Genomic DNA, 15754 nt, shown 5'->3' on the forward strand with positions numbered 1-15754 from the left:
AATAAAATTGTAAATCATTTAGTTGTTTGACTCTTGTTGAAGAATACAGGCACTCTTAAGGACAGCATGTTTAGCATCCTGGAAGACGGTACAGGTATCTTGTAAGAGTGCGATCGCTGGTACAGTTCCCTGTTCTAATTGTTTGATTGCTGCTTGGGTAGCAGGCTGCTGATCCGTTAGCCAGCGATTATCCGCTAGGTAGGAGACGCTAAAACTAGACTTGTCAATTAACCATAGATCGACCCCATAACGTTTAAGGAAATCTTGAGCTAGTGCCAGATCGGGAGTGTATTGTGCCTCAATTAAATCAAAAAGACGCTGCCGTAAGGGTTGGAAATAACCCATATGATAGGGGATAGCGTGTTCTCGACTAGATAAGACCGAGCGATCGCTAAAGCTAGCAATATTATCCGCCTCATCGGTTAAAGAAGCGATTAAAGTGTCTTTGGGTTGCTCTTTAATAAATTCATATAGTTCAGGATATGTGCCAGTAACATAAAGCAATTTTTTTTCACTGAAGGGATTGCCAACCAAAAGGATAATTAATAGCGCCGTGGCAGATTGAGCTGCGATCGCTTTGGCTTGACTAGTAGGTCGATCGATTGCCCAACTTAAAACTGCTTCCAAAAGTACCATTAGGGTTATCCCAGCAGCCAGGATAATCGCAACTCGCAAACTACGCGCCACATAACGACTGGGTAGATACAGCTTAAATAACACTGCATGAGCTAGGAAAAACCAGCCAAAGGAAGGAATTAGTAAATCCTTGAGATAAGAAATTTTCGGATTAATTTTTTCGAGCAAAGGAAAGCGTTGTGGAAACTTAAATAATAAAGGTAAAAACAATCCCGCGATGACTAAATCTGGGACGAATAGTTCTTGGAGGGTTAATCCTGAGCGAATATTAATAAACCAATATTCCCAAAAATTATCAGTGAAAAAAGAAGTCCTGCCACCTGCTGCAAACTGAGGAATGTTTCTCGCTTGCTCTAGAGTAACCGTAGGGCCATATTCACTAGAAGCCAAGACGTAGGGTACAAGTAATATAAAAGCTACAGCTAAACTGATGCCACTAAAAAGATAAACTTGCCGATATTCAACTAGACGGGGAATAAATCCTTTAAATTGCCATAATTGCCAAAATAACGCCCCCGCAAAAATCAAGATCATCGGAGGATAAAATATAGACCCTAAAAAAAGAGTAAAGCATACTCCCCAAAGCGATCGCTTTAACCAAAAATAAAGAAAAATAAAAAATAGCGGATACACAAAATCTTTTGCTGTGCCTGAAATTGTTCCTTGCGCGGCCCAAACATTCTGATTAAATAGTAGAGTAGTCATAAATGCCCCAAAGGGAATGGGCAAGAGTTCTAGACTCACAGCAAAGCTAAACACCGTAATGATTAAAGCGAGTATCCCTGGCAAAAACTTATTAAAAAGCTGAGGCTCGATCCCCAACATCGCCACCCCCTGATAGAGAGTTTTCACTCCCCAAGGAGAAACCGATTCGTAATAATCCGCAATCAGATCGTGGTTAAATAGTTCGGGATCGATAAAACGACTCATCCAAAAAATATGCTGACGAGCATCATCTTGAACAACATAGTCACTCGCAAAAGCTTGTTGTAATGCCAGCAAAGCATAAATCACCGTAAAGAATAGACCTAAACTGAGCCAGGATAGAGAGCGTTTTGTGTATAGTTTAGTTTCAGTTGCTAACAGAAATTTAGCTATTTTGGCGATCGACATTTTAAGATAAGTAAGTTTAACGTCGAATATAGTAACCCTTTTCTCCTTCGGTTTTCACAGATTGCTCCCTATTTACTAGCTACTGCTTAAACATCCTGATGCCACAAGAATTGTTACCAACTTTTTCCCTGGTTATTCCCGTATACAACGAAGAAGAAATGATTGCAGCTACGGTAGAGGATCTTCATCATATATTGCAGTTATATCAATACGAAATCATTGTGGTGAATGATGGTTCGACGGATGCTACTTCTAAGGTACTCTCTTCTGTTAATGGAATTACTTTAATTGAACATAACCGTAACCGTGGCTATGGTGCTGCTCTTAAGACTGGTATCAGACAGGCTCAGTATCCTCTGATAGTTATTACCGACGCTGATGGTACTTATCCGAATGAACGCATCCCCGATTTATTAACCCTAGCATCAAGAGCGGATATGGTGGTGGGTTCAAGGACTGGTAAAAACGTTACCTATTCCAATCTGCGTAAAATTCCCAAGTGGTTTTTAGTCCGTTTTGCTCAGTGGGTCACAAAAACTAAGATTCCCGATTTAAACAGTGGCTTGCGGGTTTTTCAGCGTGATGTTTTGGTTAAATTTATTCCCGTTTTGCCCAACACTTTTAGCTTTACCACTACTATCACCATCGCCATGTTGACTAATAATTATATTGTTCATTATGAGCCTATTGATTATTTCCATCGGGTAGGTAAGAGTAAAATTAAACCGATTCAAGATACCCTACGTTTTGTCCAGTTAATTCTGCGTATGGGTGTTTATTTTGCTCCCTTAAGAATCTTTTTACCCGTCGCGGGACTGTTTTTTACTGCTTTTCTCGTTACCCTGTTTCAAGATTTATTCATTAGACAAGATTTAACCGAGTCCACTCTCATCTTATTCGTCGCTGCGATCCAAGTTGGGATGTTTGCCTTACTAGCAGATATGATCGACCGCCGTAGTAGTAGGTTTTAGGTTTTAGGTAGTAGGTTTTAGGTAGTAGGTAGTAGGTTTTAGGTAGTAGGTAGCGTTACTTGTTACTCGTTACTCGTTACTCCAAGCTTTCTCACCCATTATTAATTAATTGACAAAGCACTAAATAATTAAAGTAATAGCTAACATGATCTGTAAGTATAAATTTCTCATTTTTTTTAAAGCTTAATGAAATTACCAGAATTAGATGTTAAAACTATCGACCGTGTGGTAGAGATGGCTTGGGAGGATCGTACGCCTTTTGCTGCCATTGAAACTCAGTTTGGTTTAAAAGAAAAAGAAGTCATTGCTTTAATGCGCCAGGAGATGAAACCCTCTAGCTTTAAAATGTGGCGCAAACGAGTTACAGGACGCAAAACCAAACATCTGGCAAAAAGAGATTTTGTGGCAGGTAGATTCCGCTGTAAAGAACAGAAGTAGAAGTTAGGAGTTAAACTGGGCTTTATTTCAGGTGTGAGTAATGGCAATTAGGCAGAAGTCGGCAGTTAAGGTGATTGGAACATATTTATTGCTATGCGCGATCGCCTTTTTGATGTTGTTTCCGCTGTTGTGGTTGATTGGGACAGCGTTTAAATCCCCCACAGAAGATATTTTTGCTTTCCCTCCTCAGATATTTCCCAGTCAGCCTACTTGGGCTAATTTTGCGACGGTTTGGGAGACTTATCCTTTTGCTTTCTATCTGTACAATAGTGCGCTCGTGGCTTTTTTGGCAGTGGGCTTTAATTTGCTGTTATGCTCTTTGGCTGCCTATCCTTTGGCTCGTTTGGATTTTAAAGGACGGGAGTTTATTTTTGCTCTAGTCTTGGCAACAATTATGATTCCTTTTCAAATTGTGATGATTCCGCTCTATATTTTGGCGGTTAATTTGGGCTTGAGGAATACTTATTTAGGCATTGTCTTGCCCAATCTGACTTCGGCATTTGGTATTTTTTTGCTGCGACAGGCATTAAAAGCTGTTCCCCTAGAATTAGAAGAGGCTGCCCGCATTGATGGTTGCTCTGAGTTGGGTATTTGGTGGAATATTATGCTACCTGCCATTCGCCCAGCTTTATTTACCTTAGCAATCTTTGTTTTTATTGGTTCTTGGAGCGATTTCTTGTGGCCATTAATCGTGCTGGACGATCCTGATTACTACACCCTACCCTTAGCGGTAGCTAATTTAGCCGATTCTTTTTCTTTAGACTGGAGACTAGTAGCAGCAGGTTCAGTTATTTCCATCGCCCCAATTTTATTATTATTTTTATTCCTGCAAAAGTATATTGTGCCTACGGATGTGGGGAGTGGAGTAAAGGGGTAAAGAAGCAATTATTCAATTAGATTTCAGTTTTATCAGAATTTAAAGTTTGAGATGAATAGTTATTTTCGTGCTTATTCTCTTCTAGTTTTTATTATCAAAAACTTCTGCTGCTATGACCGATTAATATATTCAATTACTACAGCAATTTCCACCTCGTACTATTAATAATGAAGAGGAGTTAGAAGCAACACAAGCGGTTATTGATAAGTTACTCGATCGCCCTTTATTAAGTCCTGAAGAATTAGATTATCTTAACGTATTAGGAACATTGGTTTATGACTACGAACAAAAAGGTGAACCTATTCCCGATATTTATGGTATCGAACTATTGAAAGTTTTGATTGCCGAAAGACAGTTACGCCAAAAAGACCTAATACCTATATTTAAAACAGAATCTATTGTCTCTGATATCTTAAATGGTAAACGACAATTGACACTTCGTCATATTCAAGAATTAGGGCGATTTTTTAATCTATCTCCTGCTGTGTTTTTACCTGAAGAAGAAAGCTTAAAAGCGATCGCTTAAACCAAATCATCTAAATATATTAATCACTTCACCCTGACATCTCCAATAGAACTATGTCTAATCCGATGAAGACTCATAACATCGCCGACCTAATTTAATCAGTTTTTAAAGAACAATTGTGATGGAATCCGACCTACAACAAATTACTAATCGCTTAAAAGATTTTGGCTCAAGATCAGCGACTCCAGAGGCTAGAAAAGAGATTATGACAGCACTGGAGTCAAAGTGGGAAGGGGTGCAAGTGGTAGCAGCTAAAGTTCTTGCAATTTGGGGAGGAAGAGAATCCGTTGATGCTCTTCGTGCATGGCTTATTCAATGTCAACAGCGTAAAAATGGTTGGGCAGTAAGGAGCGTGGCAGTCAAAGCATTGTCAGAATGTATTGATGAATGTGATGTTGACTGGATTCTAGATATGTACTTCTCAGTTTCTGGTGTACTTACAAAACATGAATTGCTGTATCCCCTTGTGGTGAATCTTCCTCCAAAGGCAGCACGAAAAAGATTAATGCTGGAATGCAAAAGTACGGATCGTGACAATCGACAAGCTGCAATGAAAGCAATTGCCAATATGCGAAATAAGTTTCGTAATAGAGAAGCGATCCTTGAACAATTTACTCAAGATCCTGACCCTCAAATTCGTTATGGCGCAAGCATGAATTTGAAGAAGTTGATGATACAATAGCCAACACTCAATAATTCAAGTAGTGTATTCGTTTTCATGTCGACAAATGATTCTGAACTGCAAGCCCAAGCAAGAAGAATTCTGGATGAGATCGCTTTTAAGCCCTTTGAGCAATGCCAACCGCTGAGCCGTGGGTTTAAGAATATCCCTCCTCGCCCTGGTATCTACGCAGTCAGACATAAGATTGATGGACTACTCTACATTGGTAAGACTAAAAGTTTGCGAGGACGTTTCAGTGGTGGCCATAAAGCTTTTTTGTGGGCGTGGCTCGATAAATATAATGACGAAGACGTGCGGATTGCAGTAGAACTTATTGCACACTGGGAAAATCCCACGCTACTATTGGAACTAGAAGCTATAATTCTCAGAGCAACTGAGCCACCTTACAACGTTCAAATTCCAGCCCAGATGTGAAATTATGCAAAGCCAACTTCACGAACAACTATCCCGCTCCGATGCTGAAGTTATTCTACTGCGATTGCCTGAACGGATTCGCACTGCTCTAATCGATCGGGCTGCTGAAATTGAATACCCGATCGAAGCAGTTGTGGAAATGGCGATCGCTAGTTTTCTTGACACAGAAGCTTTAGGTTTTGTCGATTGTAAACCAGGACGTGGACAGTAAGCTTTCAAAGAACTTGAAAAATAAGATGATTTAGTTGCAAAGATAAAAGCGATCGCGATAGCCACTATCAGCTAAATTTTTAGTTTCGTCTTGATTACAGCCTAGTTGGGGCAAAATATCATCTTCTAGGTCTAAATTTACGCCAACAAGATTTAATGGCTGGGGTTGATTTGCCATCAAGCGATTCACCACAGACGCGAACTGATCTTGACCATACTGATTATCGCTAACTAACATAAATTGAGGTGTGGCAGACTGAGGTAACTCTAAACGTTTAAAGGAATAAGCTAAAGCTACCAATTCGCGAATTTCGGAATGAGTTTGGTGAGTTATGGCGACTAAAATCGGGCCGTTGGAAGTTTGTTGAATATAGGTTGCTAAGGCATCTGAATGGAGAGATTTTTTAAAGCCGAAGTCGTTTACAACCGTTAATGAGCCTAATAATCCCATAATTAGAATGACAGTTACTACCTTGTTCTGGGTAATAGTATTGAAAGTGGTGTTTAACCGACAATTAGCTAAAGCTACCGCAACGAGCAAAATCCAGGCGGGAAAATAGCCAAAATGATAACGCGCTGCCAAAGAAGCATCTTTCCCCAGACCATAAATCAACCCTAAAAACATGATTAATGAGCCGACTAAATAACCTGTCAAGATAATCATCGGCAAGCGAGTAGGAGAATTAGCGATCGCTCTACGCCACTGTCTCACCAGAATCGGCATCGCCCAAATCAAAACCCCCAAGACAATCACCCCAGAGCCAATTACCACCACCTTAGACACCCCTTCGATGGGCAAAAGCATCACCATGGTAATCATCCAGACTAGCAGGCGAGGAATTGGCAGGAAAACATCACCAAGTTCATAACTAGTAGCAATCCAGGTGGTCATCTCATTGCCCGCAACGCTTCTCGCCATGGGTAACCAGACCAAAGCAGTCGCCAAAGTTCCTACACCCGCCAAACTCAAGCCCCGCAAATATCTCACAGGTTGGGGATCTCGAATAACTAACCAAAAAAACACTACGGCGATCGCTTGGGCCCCCAAAGCCAAGACAAAGAAATAATGGGTGGCAATGCCCAAACCATTAACTACAATCCAAACTAAACTCAGCCACAGTGGCAAACTTCTTTGCTGACGAATTAGCCTGATACTTTCCACTAAACAGGCAAGAGATGCTATCACCCACAGCACAGTTAGAGTATAGTGTCGTGCTTCTTGTGCCAGATAAACACCATAGGGAGAAAACGCCATCAGCATCGCTGCCAAATGAGCCACCAAACGAGAGCGAAAAGCCATCCAACCCAAGGCAAAAATACCAGGAATTGCCAACGTCCCAAAAACCGCACTCAGCGATCGCGCAACCTGTAATGAGACTAGATCCCCGTCTTTGAGCCAAAAATCTGCCCACCAACGAGTTAACCAAAAATACAGGGGTGGATGAGTACTTTCTTCCACTAATCGTCTAAACACCTCTGGATAGCCAATTGCCGTATCTAAACGTAGGGGGGCTAATAAAGTATCAAGATCGATAACTCGATCGAGGGGAATCTGCTTAAAACCATGACCCAAACTATAGCCAATCGTGGCAATTTCAATTGAGGCAGGAGGTTTTAGCTCTAAGTTAAACAGGCGGATAGCCAAGCCTAAACCAACCCAGACAAGGAGTAATAACAGGCTAATGACAGTAGAGTGTTTTTGCTGATTGCTAAATTGGTTGCTAAATTTCAATTGCAGGTCAAATATTCTCAATTATATCGGTCATGTCAGGCGCTACAAATATTAACAGTCTTTGGCTCAAATGACGAATTAGAACGACAATTCCGTATTCATCATTACAAAATCCCTGGGTCATAAAACGACTATTCTAAAATTTATTAAAATAAACATTTAAGACCTAGATCGAGTTTTTAACCGAGTAATAAGTTTAGGACAACTAATAATGACCATCAATTTGAGCAAAGGGGAAAGAATTTCCCTCGAGAAAGTAGCCCCAGGACTAGTAGAGATTTTTATCGGCTTAGGCTGGGATATTAATGTTACCGATACTGGAGGAGATTTTGATATTGATGCGTCAATTTTTCTTTTGGACAGTAAAGATAAGTTAATTTCTGACCAGCATTTTATTTTTTACAATAATCCCAAAAGTCCAGATCCCGCACAATCAATTCAGCAACGGGGGGACAATCGCACTGGCGCAGGAGAAGGAGACGACGAAATCGTTGATGTTAATCTTAAAACCATACCTCCAGAAGTGGTGAAAATGGCTCTTACCGTTACCATTCATGAGGCGGAGAAGCGCCACCAGAATTTTGGTCAGGTGAGTAATGCTTTCGTCAGAATTGTCAACTGCCAAAATGAACAAGAAATCATTCGCTATGACCTAACAGAAGACTTTTCGGTAGAGACTGCGCTGATTATGGCAGAACTTTATCGCAAGGATGGTGAATGGCGCATGAATGCTGTCGGCGCGGGTTATGAAGGCGGACTACAGGCTTTGGTAGAACGATATCAGTAAAGCTGTAAGCCTTTGATTCAAGCAGCAGTGTAGGGTGGGCGACGCGAAGCTAGTCCTAAAGGACGACGCGTAGCTAGTGCTTTAGCATAAGCTTCGTGACCAGAGGGAATCCTTTAGGGCAAATGCTTTAGTGCATCGCAAATAATCATAAAGAGCGATCGCTCTTTGATAATGCCCACCATTCGATCAGCAATCAGTAATTAGTAATCAGTAATCAGTAATCAGTAATCATGGCAGTTAATCTGAGTAAGGGACAGCGCATTTCTCTAGAGAAAGTCGCACCAGGAATTAGCGAAGTTTTTGTGGGGTTGGGTTGGGATACTAATATTACCGATACGGGGCAAGATATTGATATTGATGCTTCTGTATTTTTGTTAGATAGTAACGAGAAATTGATCTCTGACAATCACTTTATTTTTTATAACAATCTTGCTAGTCCCGATCCTGATAAATCCGTCGAGCATTTGGGGGATAATCGCACTGGCGCAGGAGAAGGAGACGACGAGGTAATTAAAGTCAATCTTAAGCAAGTGCCTCCAGACGTACAGAGGATTTCTATGGTGGTAACTATCCATGAAGCGGAACAACGTCAGCAAAATTTTGGACAGGTGCAGAATGCTTTTGTGCGGGTAGTTAACGCTCAAGATAAACAGGAAGTAGTCAGGTATGACCTGACAGAAGATTTTTCCATCGAAACGGCTTTGATTATGGCGGAACTCTATCGTAAGGATGGAGAATGGCGAGTTAATGCCGTTGGCGCAGGCTACCAAGGTGGATTACAGGCATTATTAGACCGTTATCAATGAACAGTGAGCAATGAGCAATGAGCAATGAGTCCTAAAGGATATGCCCTAAAGGACTAGCTTCGCGTCGCACGTCACAATGAGCAATGAGCAGTAATTAGTAATCAGTAACCAGTAATTAAAATCATGGCAATCAATTTAAAGAAAGGACAGCGTATTTCCCTCACCAAAGAAGATCCCAGTTTGCAGCAAATTATGTGTGGTTTGGGTTGGGACGTTGCGCCCAAGTCTGGGGGATTTTTCGGTGGTAATAAACAGTTCGATCTTGATTCTTCAGTTCTCTGTTTAAATGCTGATAAAAAATTACTCGATGTTAAAAATATAATTTATTTTGGTAATTTAAGACATAGTTCTGGGGCGATCGCTCACCAAGGAGATAACCTAACAGGTGCAGGAGAAGGAGATGACGAAATTATTAACATCGATCTGCCGTTAATTCCTCCCAGCATTGTTTATTTGCTTTTTGCCATTAATATCTATAAATGCAATGAGCGTCGTCAAGATTTTGGCATGGTCGAAAATGCCTTTGTCCGTCTAGTAAATCGCAATAGCAATAAGGAATTGGCTCGCTATAATCTCTCTGGTGCAGAATATCAAGGGATGACGGGGATGATTCTAGCTGAAGTTTACCGCCACAATGATGAATGGAAAATGGCAGCTGTTGGTAACGGATTTAAGATTGCTACCCTGGCAGATATCGCCAAAATTTATACTTAAATTAATTAACTAGCTTTGAGTGTTAGCTCTTTGATGCTTGTTTTAATTGACCCAGAAAATTTTAGAATAAGAGTAAGATTATAAAGCTATTTAGCTAAAGCGATTAATCTACATGATAAATAGAAATACCGTAAAAATTCAGTGTCTTGGATTACCCTAAAAACGACTAAAGCTCGCTGGGAAGCTGACTTAATGCAGCAAATATTAAACGCCTACGATATTCCTTGTCGCGTGCTTAATATTGGTGCAGGAATTTATTGTGGAGATGGCAGCCAGGCAGCACTCCAGGTCAGAACTAAAGATCGATGGACAGCCCTTTTGCTTCTCAGTCCTGCTGAAGATAGTCAAGATTAAAATACTATAAAAACACTATAAAAACACTATAAAAACCTAAATTTATGTCTTCTTTATTTGATTGGTTCGCCAATATTAGAAAAACTGAAGCTCCTTTGCCAAAGCAACAGGAACGAGAAATTGCCGATGGATTATGGACTAAGTGTAACTCCTGTAGTTCGGTAGCCTACACTAAAGATCTTGAGGCTAATCAGCTAGTCTGTCCTGAATGCGATTATCATAATGCGGTAGGAAGCAGTGAAAGGATTAAGCAGCTAATTGATGCTAATACCTGGATGCCGCTGGATGAAAATATTCAACCGATAGATCCGCTTAAATTTCGCGATCGCAAAGATTATTCGGCTAGATTACTCGACTATCAGACCAAAACTGGTTTGACTGATGCGGTACAAACTGGAACAGGTTTGATTGATGGTTTACCCTTAGCCCTAGGAGTCATGGACTTCAGTTTTATGGGTGGCAGTATGGGATCGGTCGTCGGCGAAAAGCTTTGTCGTTTAATTGAACACGCGACAGAAGAACAGTTTCCCGTAGTAGTTGTCTGTTCTTCTGGTGGGGCGAGGATGCAAGAAGGTTTATTTAGCCTGATGCAAATGGCTAAAATTTCGGGGGCTTTGCACCGTCATCAAACCGCCAAACTACTCTATATTCCCGTGCTGACTCATCCGACTATGGGTGGAGTAACCGCTAGTTTTGCCATGCTAGGAGACGTGATTATTGCCGAACCTAAGGCAACTATTGGTTTTGCTGGCAGACGAGTCATTGAGCAAACTCTGAGGGAAAAACTACCCGATGGCTTTCAAACCTCTGAATATCTTTTAGAGCATGGTTTTGTCGATTCGATTGTGCCTCGCACTAATTTGAAGAAAACTTTGGCGCAATTAATTAGTCTGCATCAGCCCTTTTATTCATTAATGTCTCCCATTGAAGAAAAAAACGGTCATTATTCGGAAGTAACAAAGACTGTTTGATTGCAGTCAAGAGTGTAATACCAATTCTCTATAACAATGCACTAAATTAAATTTAACCCCTTTGTGTCTTAGCGTCTTAGCGCGAGATTTAAACTTAGAATATTAAGTGCAGCTTCAAGGAGAAATGGTGTAAGTATCAATTGTCCTACGATTAAATATCCTTTGATCTCGATGCAACTTTTTTTGCCAAAGCAACTATTCATCTTCATGCCTTTAATTATGGTGGCTAATCTTGGCTTATTTCCAGCATCAGCAACCGCCAATGCTACGCCTTTAACTCAAACTGAAATTGACCAAAAGATTAAAACCATACCTCAATGGCAACAGTCAAAACAAACAATTACCCGTACTTTTGAGTTTAAAAACTTTGTTGAAGCGATCGCTTTTGTCGATCGATTAGTCGAGCCTGCCGAAGCAGCAAAACACCATCCTGATTTGGCTATTTCCTACAATAAAGTCACGGTTTCCCTCTCCTCTCACGATGCAGGAGGCTTAACGGAGCGAGATTTTGCTATGGCAAAGACTATCTCCAACCTTGCTAAGTGAACTAAAATGAGTGTAAGATATTTGTCACTAATTGAACACCATATATGCAGCAGTTTTTTGGCGATTGGACTCCGTCCAAGCTTCGCGATCGCAATCAACCTTACTTTAACTGGGTAAACAAGCTGCTTTTGAGCTGGTTTCTAGCTACTCTTGTTAGTACTCCAGCTGTGGCTGATAGTGTGGTTAAAGAAGCCAAAATCTATAAAGTGCGTAATCAAGTAGACATCAACTATGGTCAAAAATTAGATTGGAGTCAAGCCGAACTTGGCGACGTAATTATGCCTCAAGATTCTGTGCGTACTGGTGCTAATTCTCGCGCAGATCTGCTATTTAATGAAGGAACTTTGGTCAGAACAGGTGCAGGCACTATCTTTCGCTTCCCTCCTGGTAAACGCAGCTTTGAATTAACCAGTGGTGCCGCCTTGATTATGATTCGTCCCGAACAAGGACAAAGCACGATTACTACCCCTGAAGCTAAAGTAGTTTCCCAAGGAACGGCTTTATTTGTGCAGCATAACCCCAAGAATAGCTCATCTCTAGTCGGGGTTCTGACAGATAGTCCTGCGGGTCTAGTTAAAGTACAAAGTACCAATGGCGAGGTGACGATTTATTTACAAGCAGGTCAGTTTGTAACAATTGTCGAAGGAGTTGTGGGACTTGTCGAACATTTTGTTTTGCCAATGTTTTATGAAACGGTGGAACTTGCAGCAGGCTTAGGTTTAGACCCAGAAGCAAGGGAAAAACTGCTAGCCAAAGAATCTCCAGCAGTACAGCAAACGATCAGAGCAGTCCAGGCTGAAGCGATCGCGCCATTGCAAAATCAACTAAACTGGCTTCAGGGTCTTTGTCAGGTTCAAGTGGAAACAGAAAACCTCGATCCTTTATTACAAATAATCGGACTTGATGCTTCAGAAATTAAGGCTAATTTAGCTATTGCCGAGCAAAATCCAGTGGTGTTGCCTTTGCGATCGCTTGGTGGAGTAAACTGGTTAGGAAAATATTGTGACAATCAGATTAAGCGTAAATAATTTAAAATCAAATAATTAATCATCTAAAGATTAAGAAAAATTAAGTAGGGTAAAGCTAGTTTAATTTTGCCTAAACTGCTGGTATTGATGATTTTGACCCTAACATTTACTATTGCTACTAGATAACCATTGATTAAACTGTAACAGGATTTACTTAAACATTACAGATTATTACTTTGTTTTTAATAAAGGAGACTAGAAGCAGCTTAATCTTTTATCTTCAGGATCGATGGATGAATTCAATACATCTATCCAAATAAATAAAAAATTAATTTGTTGTCACAATTAAGGAGAGCTTAATGCTTGACGCTTTTTCCAGAGCCGTAGTAAGTGCAGATAGCAAGACTGCTTGCATAGGCGGAGACGAACTACAATCTCTAAAAAACTTTATTTCTGAAGGAAACAAACGTTTAGACGCTGTTAACACAATTGCTAGTAACGCTAGTTGTATTGTGTCTGATGCTGTTGCGGGTATGATTTGTGAAAACCAAGGCTTGATTCAAGCTGGTGGTAACTGCTATCCTAACCGTCGCATGGCTGCTTGTTTGCGCGATGGCGAAATCGTTTTACGTTACATCACTTACGCTCTATTATCTGGTGATGCTTCCGTACTAGAAGATCGTTGCTTGAACGGATTGAAAGAAACTTACACTGCTCTTGGTGTACCTTTACAATCTACTGGTCGTGCTGTTGGTATCATGAAAGCAGCTTCCTTGGCTCACATCAATAACACCAACACCGAAGCTAATGGTGGCAAAAGATTCCGCAGAATGGAAATGAAAGATGGCGATTGTTCTGCAATCACTTCTGAAGCTGCAAGCTACTTTGACAGAGTAATTTCTGCCCTTAGCTAGTTTTTTGTTTAGTCTCAATGTGGTCAGCTTTTGGCACGAGCATTGAAAACTTACCATAATTTAATTTCAAGCAATTCAGGAGATAATTAATCAATGAAATCTGTTGTAACTACAGTTGTTACTGCTGCTGATGCGGCGGGACGCTTTCCCACTACTTCTGACTTAGAGTCAGTCCAAGGTAGTCTTCAACGTGCTGCTGCTCGTATGGAAGCTGCTGAAAAACTAGCTGGTAACATCGATCAAGTTGCTCAAGAAGCTTACGATGCTGCTATCAAAAAGTATTCTTACTTGAACAACGATGGTGAAGCTAACTCCAATGACACCTTCAAAAGCAAGTGTCTGCGTGATGTTAAGCACTACATGCGCTTAGTAAACTACTGTCTAGTTGTCGGTGGTACTGGCCCTCTAGATGAGTGGGGTATTGCTGGACAGCGTGAAGTATATCGTTCTTTGAACTTACCTACTGCTCCTTACGTAGAAGCTTTGACTTTTGCTCGTAACCGTGGTTGCGCTCCTCGCGATATGTCTTCTCAAGCATTAGTTGAATATAATTCTCTATTAGACTACGTAATCAACTCTCTTTCTTAAGAGTTTGGTTTAAGAGTTTAATTTTCTCTTATAGACAGATAATATTAAATATTTCTGTTTAAATAATGAGGGCTTTAGGTCTGTTGCTGTGACTTTAAGAGGTTTTGGTATCAGTCTTAAAGCTCTTGTTGTTTATGTAATATCAAGTAATGACTAATGACTATTGACGCTTTATTTGAAAAACTGAAGCATCCCAATCCCAACCTACGCTTTAAAGCGATGTGGGAAATAGCCGAGGCGAAAGATGAAAACACGATTCCTCGTCTGATGAGCATTCTCGATCAAGAGGATGTATCCTATCGTAGAGCAGCAGTAAAAACTTTAGGTGTAATTGGTGCGGAAGTAGTTCCTCCTGTGGTAGATGCACTGCTAAACAGCGACAACCCTACAGTACGCTCTAGCTGTGCTAAGGTGCTAGCACAAATCACCGTTAATCATCCAGATGTACCAATGCCCGAAGAAGGTATCCAAGGATTAAAGCAAGCATTAAACGATCCTAATCCTGTAGTTAACATACCTGCGGTGATGACATTGGGTGAAATCGGCTCGCCAGTATTTGACCTTTTAGTAGAGACTTTAAACACCACTGACAACATCGTGGTTCAAATGTCGATCATTAATGCTTTAGGCTCGATGGGGGATGAAAGAGGAGTAGAAGTTTTAAGGCATCTGAGTCAAAATCAATCTGCCGATCCCTATCTTCAAGAATCTGCAACTAGCGCTCTATCTCGTTTAGAGATGGTGATTAAATACAAAAGCTAATTAATCAAAAGTTTTTTTAAAATTCAGGGAAAGCTAAGAGTATGTTTAAACAACTGCTCTCGGTATTTCTCGAATCTCGTTGTGAATTTTGTCACCGCACTACTTCTAATAGCCTGTGCGAATATTGTTGGCAAAAACTCTCTAGTCATCAATTAAAAAAAAGCGATCGCCTTCAACTCAATCGGACTCAAGCTGTATTTGCCTGGGGTAGGTATGACGGACAGTTAAAAAGAGCGATCGCCTTGATGAAGTACCAAGGGAAACCAGAAATTGGTAGTGTCTTGGGAACTCTTTTAGGACAAGCTTGGCTAGAGAGTAAACCAATTAAACTTCCGTCCAAAGTAACTGTCGTGCCGATTCCGCTACACCGCAATAAGCAGAAGGTGCGTGGCTTTAATCAGGCAGAAGTGATGGCGAAAAGTTTTTGTCAAATTACAGGATATAAATTAAATACTCAGGCTTTAATTCGGATTAAAGAAACCGAAGCGATGTTCAATCTGCAAACCTTAGCAGCAAGAGCTAAAAATTTACAGGGTGCATTACAAATAGGCGCGAAACTGCCCAAATATCCTGTTTTACTGCTAGATGATATTTACACCACAGGAACTACTGTTAAAGAATCAATTAAAGTATTGCAACAGAATAAAATTGAGGTTATTGGTGTGGCGGTAGCAGCGAAAGCAGGTAAATGATACTAAATCCTGTTGGTATACAACATTTAAAAGTTGAGCAAAGGTAATGGGTA

The 15754-nt window shown here is 40.6% G+C and carries 20 protein-coding genes; 18 read left to right on the forward strand and 2 right to left on the reverse strand.

The window, feature by feature from the left end:
• Window positions 1–18: 18 nt before the first annotated feature.
• Entirely contained in the window at window positions 19–1749 is a 1731-nt protein-coding gene (locus KME09_04820; protein MBW4533239.1) for a hypothetical protein, read from the reverse strand.
• Between the two features lie 98 nt (window positions 1750–1847).
• Here KME09_04820 and KME09_04825 point away from each other — a divergent pair, with 98 nt between their 5' ends.
• The 7 genes from KME09_04825 to KME09_04855 all read left to right on the forward strand — a co-directional run bounded on the left by KME09_04825 (window position 1848) and on the right by KME09_04855 (window position 5868).
• Entirely contained in the window at window positions 1848–2720 is an 873-nt protein-coding gene (locus KME09_04825) for a glycosyltransferase family 2 protein (protein ID MBW4533240.1), read from the forward strand.
• Between the two features lie 186 nt (window positions 2721–2906).
• Window positions 2907–3158: a TIGR03643 family protein gene (locus tag KME09_04830; protein MBW4533241.1), complete on the forward strand. Its 252-nt coding sequence runs from the start codon at window positions 2907–2909 to the stop codon at window positions 3156–3158.
• Between the two features lie 40 nt (window positions 3159–3198).
• Window positions 3199–4035 carry a carbohydrate ABC transporter permease gene (locus KME09_04835; protein MBW4533242.1) on the forward strand — a complete coding sequence of 279 codons (837 nt, stop codon included), beginning with the start codon at window positions 3199–3201 and terminating at the stop codon, window positions 4033–4035.
• 127 nt (window positions 4036–4162) lie between these two features.
• Window positions 4163–4561 carry a transcriptional regulator gene (locus KME09_04840; protein ID MBW4533243.1) on the forward strand — a complete coding sequence of 133 codons (399 nt, stop codon included), beginning with the start codon at window positions 4163–4165 and terminating at the stop codon, window positions 4559–4561.
• Between the two features lie 118 nt (window positions 4562–4679).
• The gene (locus KME09_04845; protein MBW4533244.1) at window positions 4680–5243 is read left to right on the forward strand and encodes a hypothetical protein; all 564 of its coding nucleotides are present in this window, start codon (window positions 4680–4682) and stop codon (window positions 5241–5243) included.
• A 36-nt stretch (window positions 5244–5279) separates the two neighbouring features.
• A complete protein-coding gene (locus tag KME09_04850) occupies window positions 5280–5657 on the forward strand; it encodes a GIY-YIG nuclease family protein (GenBank protein MBW4533245.1) in 378 nt (125 codons plus the stop codon).
• Window positions 5658–5661: 4 nt separating this feature from the next.
• Window positions 5662–5868, forward strand: coding sequence for a hypothetical protein (locus KME09_04855; protein MBW4533246.1), 207 nt, complete (start codon window positions 5662–5664; stop codon window positions 5866–5868).
• A 30-nt stretch (window positions 5869–5898) separates the two neighbouring features.
• Here KME09_04855 and KME09_04860 read toward each other — a convergent pair whose 3' ends face one another.
• Window positions 5899–7599: a hypothetical protein gene (locus KME09_04860; protein MBW4533247.1), complete on the reverse strand. Its 1701-nt coding sequence runs from the start codon at window positions 7597–7599 to the stop codon at window positions 5899–5901.
• Window positions 7600–7810: 211 nt separating this feature from the next.
• Between KME09_04860 and KME09_04865 the strand changes: the two genes are divergently transcribed.
• The 11 genes from KME09_04865 (at window position 7811) to KME09_04915 (ending at window position 15701) form a co-directional block, all read left to right on the forward strand.
• A complete protein-coding gene (locus KME09_04865; protein ID MBW4533248.1) occupies window positions 7811–8386 on the forward strand; it encodes a TerD family protein in 576 nt (191 codons plus the stop codon).
• 230 nt (window positions 8387–8616) lie between these two features.
• Complete coding sequence (locus KME09_04870) at window positions 8617–9192, forward strand: TerD family protein (protein MBW4533249.1); 576 nt, start codon at window positions 8617–8619, stop codon at window positions 9190–9192.
• A 123-nt stretch (window positions 9193–9315) separates the two neighbouring features.
• Window positions 9316–9906 (forward strand): TerD family protein, encoded by a 591-nt coding sequence (locus tag KME09_04875; GenBank protein MBW4533250.1) that lies wholly within the window; start codon window positions 9316–9318, stop codon window positions 9904–9906.
• 141 nt (window positions 9907–10047) lie between these two features.
• Entirely contained in the window at window positions 10048–10260 is a 213-nt protein-coding gene (locus KME09_04880) for a hypothetical protein (protein MBW4533251.1), read from the forward strand.
• 44 nt (window positions 10261–10304) lie between these two features.
• Window positions 10305–11231 (forward strand): acetyl-CoA carboxylase, carboxyltransferase subunit beta, encoded by a 927-nt coding sequence (gene accD / locus KME09_04885; GenBank protein ID MBW4533252.1) that lies wholly within the window; start codon window positions 10305–10307, stop codon window positions 11229–11231.
• Window positions 11232–11450: 219 nt separating this feature from the next.
• Window positions 11451–11777 carry a 4a-hydroxytetrahydrobiopterin dehydratase gene (locus KME09_04890; GenBank protein MBW4533253.1) on the forward strand — a complete coding sequence of 109 codons (327 nt, stop codon included), beginning with the start codon at window positions 11451–11453 and terminating at the stop codon, window positions 11775–11777.
• A 44-nt stretch (window positions 11778–11821) separates the two neighbouring features.
• A complete protein-coding gene (locus KME09_04895; GenBank protein MBW4533254.1) occupies window positions 11822–12805 on the forward strand; it encodes a FecR domain-containing protein in 984 nt (327 codons plus the stop codon).
• Between the two features lie 299 nt (window positions 12806–13104).
• On the forward strand, window positions 13105–13659 hold the full coding sequence (locus KME09_04900) for a bleomycin hydrolase (protein ID MBW4533255.1): 555 nt from the start codon (window positions 13105–13107) through the stop codon (window positions 13657–13659).
• A gap of 93 nt (window positions 13660–13752) precedes the next feature.
• Complete coding sequence (locus tag KME09_04905) at window positions 13753–14247, forward strand: bleomycin hydrolase (protein ID MBW4533256.1); 495 nt, start codon at window positions 13753–13755, stop codon at window positions 14245–14247.
• Window positions 14248–14403: 156 nt separating this feature from the next.
• Window positions 14404–15009 carry a HEAT repeat domain-containing protein gene (locus KME09_04910; protein ID MBW4533257.1) on the forward strand — a complete coding sequence of 202 codons (606 nt, stop codon included), beginning with the start codon at window positions 14404–14406 and terminating at the stop codon, window positions 15007–15009.
• Window positions 15010–15050: 41 nt separating this feature from the next.
• Window positions 15051–15701, forward strand: a complete 651-nt coding sequence (locus KME09_04915; GenBank protein ID MBW4533258.1) for a ComF family protein — start codon at window positions 15051–15053, stop codon at window positions 15699–15701.
• Window positions 15702–15754: the final 53 nt, after the last annotated feature.

The sequence above is a fragment of the Pleurocapsa minor HA4230-MV1 genome (genome assembly GCA_019359095.1).
Classification (GTDB): domain Bacteria; phylum Cyanobacteriota; class Cyanobacteriia; order Cyanobacteriales; family Xenococcaceae; genus Waterburya; species Waterburya minor.

What these genes read in the sequence shown, in the direction of transcription:
- KME09_04820 (MBW4533239.1), bottom strand. Translation starts at nt 1,749, where the DNA reads ATGTCGATCGCCAAAATAGCTAAATTTCTGTTAGCAACTGAAACTAAA.
- KME09_04825 (MBW4533240.1), top strand. Translation starts at nt 1,848, where the DNA reads ATGCCACAAGAATTGTTACCAACTTTTTCCCTGGTTATTCCCGTATAC.
- KME09_04830 (MBW4533241.1), top strand. Translation starts at nt 2,907, where the DNA reads ATGAAATTACCAGAATTAGATGTTAAAACTATCGACCGTGTGGTAGAG.
- KME09_04835 (MBW4533242.1), top strand. Translation starts at nt 3,199, where the DNA reads ATGGCAATTAGGCAGAAGTCGGCAGTTAAGGTGATTGGAACATATTTA.
- KME09_04850 (MBW4533245.1), top strand. Translation starts at nt 5,280, where the DNA reads ATGTCGACAAATGATTCTGAACTGCAAGCCCAAGCAAGAAGAATTCTG.
- KME09_04855 (MBW4533246.1), top strand. Translation starts at nt 5,662, where the DNA reads ATGCAAAGCCAACTTCACGAACAACTATCCCGCTCCGATGCTGAAGTT.
- KME09_04865 (MBW4533248.1), top strand. Translation starts at nt 7,811, where the DNA reads ATGACCATCAATTTGAGCAAAGGGGAAAGAATTTCCCTCGAGAAAGTA.
- KME09_04870 (MBW4533249.1), top strand. Translation starts at nt 8,617, where the DNA reads ATGGCAGTTAATCTGAGTAAGGGACAGCGCATTTCTCTAGAGAAAGTC.
- KME09_04875 (MBW4533250.1), top strand. Translation starts at nt 9,316, where the DNA reads ATGGCAATCAATTTAAAGAAAGGACAGCGTATTTCCCTCACCAAAGAA.
- accD (MBW4533252.1), top strand. Translation starts at nt 10,305, where the DNA reads ATGTCTTCTTTATTTGATTGGTTCGCCAATATTAGAAAAACTGAAGCT.
- KME09_04890 (MBW4533253.1), top strand. Translation starts at nt 11,451, where the DNA reads ATGGTGGCTAATCTTGGCTTATTTCCAGCATCAGCAACCGCCAATGCT.
- KME09_04895 (MBW4533254.1), top strand. Translation starts at nt 11,822, where the DNA reads ATGCAGCAGTTTTTTGGCGATTGGACTCCGTCCAAGCTTCGCGATCGC.
- KME09_04900 (MBW4533255.1), top strand. Translation starts at nt 13,105, where the DNA reads ATGCTTGACGCTTTTTCCAGAGCCGTAGTAAGTGCAGATAGCAAGACT.
- KME09_04905 (MBW4533256.1), top strand. Translation starts at nt 13,753, where the DNA reads ATGAAATCTGTTGTAACTACAGTTGTTACTGCTGCTGATGCGGCGGGA.
- KME09_04910 (MBW4533257.1), top strand. Translation starts at nt 14,404, where the DNA reads ATGACTATTGACGCTTTATTTGAAAAACTGAAGCATCCCAATCCCAAC.
- KME09_04915 (MBW4533258.1), top strand. Translation starts at nt 15,051, where the DNA reads ATGTTTAAACAACTGCTCTCGGTATTTCTCGAATCTCGTTGTGAATTT.